At 64.8% G+C, this 3,535-nt stretch carries 3 protein-coding genes; 1 reads left to right on the top strand and 2 read right to left on the bottom strand.

Annotated features, from left to right (window positions below; all coding sequences use genetic code 11):
* Positions 1-215: 215 nt before the first annotated feature.
* The gene (gene gorA / locus D2V17_RS16185; protein ID WP_119593935.1) at positions 216-1,559 is read left to right on the top strand and encodes a glutathione-disulfide reductase; all 1,344 of its coding nucleotides are present in this window, start codon (positions 216-218) and stop codon (positions 1,557-1,559) included.
* A 4-nt stretch (positions 1,560-1,563) separates the two neighbouring features.
* Here gorA and aroB read toward each other — a convergent pair whose 3' ends face one another.
* Together aroB and D2V17_RS16175 are read right to left on the bottom strand one after the other, a co-directional pair.
* Positions 1,564-2,667, bottom strand: coding sequence for a 3-dehydroquinate synthase (gene aroB, locus D2V17_RS16180; protein ID WP_119593933.1), 1,104 nt, complete (start codon positions 2,665-2,667; stop codon positions 1,564-1,566).
* Positions 2,658-3,227: a shikimate kinase gene (locus D2V17_RS16175; protein ID WP_119593931.1), complete on the bottom strand. Its 570-nt coding sequence runs from the start codon at positions 3,225-3,227 to the stop codon at positions 2,658-2,660. Before D2V17_RS16175 ends, aroB begins: the two co-directional genes overlap by 10 nt.
* Positions 3,228-3,535 lie beyond the last annotated feature (308 nt).

The raw sequence follows: 3,535 nt of genomic DNA, 5'->3' as shown, positions 1-3,535 counted from the left end.
CGGCGGTGGCGGAGGCCAGCGCGGTCGCGGCTAAGCGGTATCGCAAAGCCCTTCCCCCGTGGGGAAGGGTTGGGATGGGGGTTCCACGCCAGCGTCGAGCCCCCACCCCCAGCCCCTCCCCGAGGGGAGGGGAGCAAGGCGGACCTTCTACTTTCAATTCCGCCTGCCAATCCTCATATGGCCTGCTCCGCCACGAAGCAGCATAGGGCCACAGCATGAGCGACTACGACTACGACCTTTTCGTCATCGGTGCCGGGTCCGGCGGTGTGCGCGCCTCGCGCATTGCTGCCAGCCACGGCGCTAAGGTCGCGGTCGCCGAGGAGCACCGGATCGGGGGTACCTGCGTCATCCGGGGCTGCGTGCCCAAGAAAATGCTCGTCTACGGTTCGATGTTCGCCGAGGAACTGAGCCATGCGGAAAAGTATGGCTGGACTGTCGAGGGCGCAAAGTTCGACTGGGATACGCTGCGCAGCTTCGTGATGGCCGATGTCGACCGGCTCGAAGGGCTCTATGGCAACACGCTGTCGAGCCATAAGGTCGAGCTGTACCGCGAACGCGCAACGATCACCGGCCCGCACGAGGTGAAGCTGGCGAGCGGGAAGACGGTTTCCGCAGGCACGATCCTCGTCGCGACCGGTGGCTGGCCCTCCGTGCCCGAGTTTCCCGGCAACGACCTGTGCATCACCTCGAACGAGGTGTTCCATCTGAAAGAGCAGCCCCGATGCCTGGTGGTACAGGGCGGCGGCTATATCGCGATGGAGTTCGCCTCGATCTTCAACGCGCTTGGCTCGGAAGTTTCGGTGATCAACCGCTCCGAAAAGGTGCTGCGCGGCTATGACGTGCAGATCGTCGAGCGGATGCTGCACATTGCCATGTCGCGCGGGATCGATTTCCGCATGAACTGCGAGATCGAGAAGGTCGAACGCGATGGCGATTGCCTGCTCGTCCACACGGGTTCGGAAAACCCGATCCGCGCCGATCAGGTGCTGATCGCCACCGGGCGCAAGCCCAACAGCGAGGGGCTTGGCCTCGAAAATGTCAGGGTCGAGCTGGCCAGGAACGGCGCGATCAAGGTCGACGAATGCAACCGAACCAGCTGCGACAGCATCTATGCCGTGGGCGACGTGACCGACCGGGTCCAGCTCACCCCCGTGGCCATCCGCGAGGGCCACGCCTTTGCCGACAGCGTGTTCGGCGGAAACAAGCGGACCATCGACTATGACGCCATCCCGAGCGCCGTGTTCACCCAGCCGCCGCTGGCGGGCGTGGGCATGACCGAAAGCGAAGCGCGCAGCCAGTACGGCGGGGTCAAAGTCTACACCTCGGACTTCCGCCCGATGAAGAACCTGTTCTCCGACAAGGTCGAGCGCGGGCTCTACAAGATGATCGTGGACGATACCTCGGAGAAGATCCTCGGCATCCACATGATCGGGCCGGAAGCACCGGAAATCCTGCAAGTCGCTGCTGTGGCGGTGAAGGCGGGGCTGACCAAGCAGGCCTTCGACGACACCATGGCCCTCCACCCGAGTATGGCGGAAGAGCTGGTGCTGCTGAAGTAGCGGCTCAGTCCAGCTGTTGGGCGAGGAACGTGGCGATGTCGTCCATTGCCACGTTCTTGTCGAGATAGGCCTCGCCGATGCCGTTCAGGAGGATGAAGGGCAGGGTGCCCGCATCCATCTTCTTGTCGTGCAGCATGTGCGCGGCCAGCTCCTTGCCCGAGCAGGTGAGCCCAAGCGCGGAAATCTCGGTGCGCAGGCCCGAGGCAGCGATAGCGCCGGTAACCCGCGCTGCTTCGTCAGCGCTGATATTGCCGATCCGCGCCGAGTAGCGCGCCGCCAGCACCATGCCCATGGCAACGCCCTCGCCGTGAAGCAGGGCGGAGGAAAAGCCGGTCTCCGCCTCCAGTGCATGGCCGAAGGTATGGCCCAGATTGAGGAGCGCGCGGGTGCCGGTGGTCTCGCGTTCGTCCTCGGCCACGATCCGCGCCTTGGCCGCGACGCTTTGTTCAACCGCATAGGCCAGTGCCTCGGCGTCGCCATCGACAACCTTGGCCCCGTTGGCTTCGCACCAGTCGAAGAAAGCACGGTCGCCGAGGATGCCGTACTTGATGACTTCGGCATAGCCCGCCAGCATCTCACGCCGGGGCAGGGTGGCCAGCGCGCCGGTGTCGGCCAGCACCAGCGCGGGCTGGTGGAAGGCACCGATCAGGTTCTTGCCCTGCTTCGAGTTGATCGCGGTCTTGCCGCCGACCGACGAATCGACCTGCGCCAGCAAGGTAGTGGGGATCTGGATAAAGCCGCAGCCGCGCTTGAGTACGCTTGCAGCAAAGCCGGTGAGGTCGCCGATCACGCCGCCGCCCAGTGCCACGATATGGTCGCCGCGCTCGACGCCCTTGCCCAGCAGCCACTCGACCACCCCTTCGAGGCCCTGCCAGCTCTTGGCCGCTTCACCCGGATCGAGCACGAGGAAATGCGGGGTGTATCCGGCATCCACCAGCGATGCCGTCACCGTTTCGCGCCAGTGCTCCGACACGTTGGCATCGGTGACGATCGGCACGTCCTTCTTGCGCAGCAGCGCGCCGCACTGCGCGGCGCAATCGGCCAGCAGACCTTCGCCCACGCGCACGTCATAGGCGCGCCCGGCCAGTTCGACCCGAATTACTGCCATTTCTTCAAAGCCTCCAGAATGCGGGCGACCACCTCGCCGTGCGGGCCTTTGCCGCTTGTCACCTTGATCGGCGCGCGGGCGTAAGCCGGCTCGCGCTCGGTTTTCAGCCGGGCGAGGATCTCGCGTTTGTTGCCCCCGCGCAAAAGCGGGCGATTGTCGTTGCGGCTGACCCGTTCGACCAGCGTATCGAGATCGGCATCGAGCCAGATCACGATCCCGCGTTCGAGAATCATGTCCGCCGTCTTTTGCTGCACGAAAGCCCCGCCGCCGGTGGCGATAATCGCATGGGGTTGGTCGAGCAGCCGTTCGATCACCCGCCGCTCGCCATCGCGGAAGTACTCTTCGCCGAACTGGTCGAAAATCTCGGACACGCGCATTTGCGCCGCTTTTTCGATCTCGTCGTCGGCATCGTAGAACGGGAAATCGAGCGCTGCGGCGAGTCGCCTGCCCACCGAAGACTTGCCCACGCCCATCATGCCGACCAGCACCACCGGGCGCGTCAGACGCGCGGCAAGGGCCTGTCGGTTCTCGCTGTCGGGCAGGGTGGGTGGCTTGGTCATTGCCGCATGGCCTATAGATAGGCTAACCGCTGGCGCAAGCGTGCCGACTGTCGGCGATACGGGACTGCACAAGAGTGAGACGTGGCAGAATGAGTGCCTTGATGGTGATTGCGGTATTGGCTCTCGTCCTGGCCCTGGTGGCATGGTTCGATGGCGGCCGGCAGGAGTTGCGGCAGATTTCCGAGCCCGTCGCCTGGCCGACGGAGACCGGACAATGAAGCGCAGCGTACTTCTGCTGGCGGGTGTCGCCCTGGCCTGCACCTCGGCCACCTTTGCTCTGGCCGCGCCCGAAGACCTGCTGCCGCCCG

Origin of the sequence: Aurantiacibacter xanthus, assembly GCF_003584015.1 — a bacterium.
Lineage (GTDB): Bacteria > Pseudomonadota > Alphaproteobacteria > Sphingomonadales > Sphingomonadaceae > Alteraurantiacibacter > Alteraurantiacibacter xanthus.
This window is presented reverse-complemented; position numbering and strand designations above follow the sequence as displayed.

What these genes read in the sequence shown, in the direction of transcription:
- gorA (WP_119593935.1), top strand. Translation starts at nt 216, where the DNA reads ATGAGCGACTACGACTACGACCTTTTCGTCATCGGTGCCGGGTCCGGC.
- aroB (WP_119593933.1), bottom strand. Translation starts at nt 2,667, where the DNA reads ATGGCAGTAATTCGGGTCGAACTGGCCGGGCGCGCCTATGACGTGCGC.
- D2V17_RS16175 (WP_119593931.1), bottom strand. Translation starts at nt 3,227, where the DNA reads ATGACCAAGCCACCCACCCTGCCCGACAGCGAGAACCGACAGGCCCTT.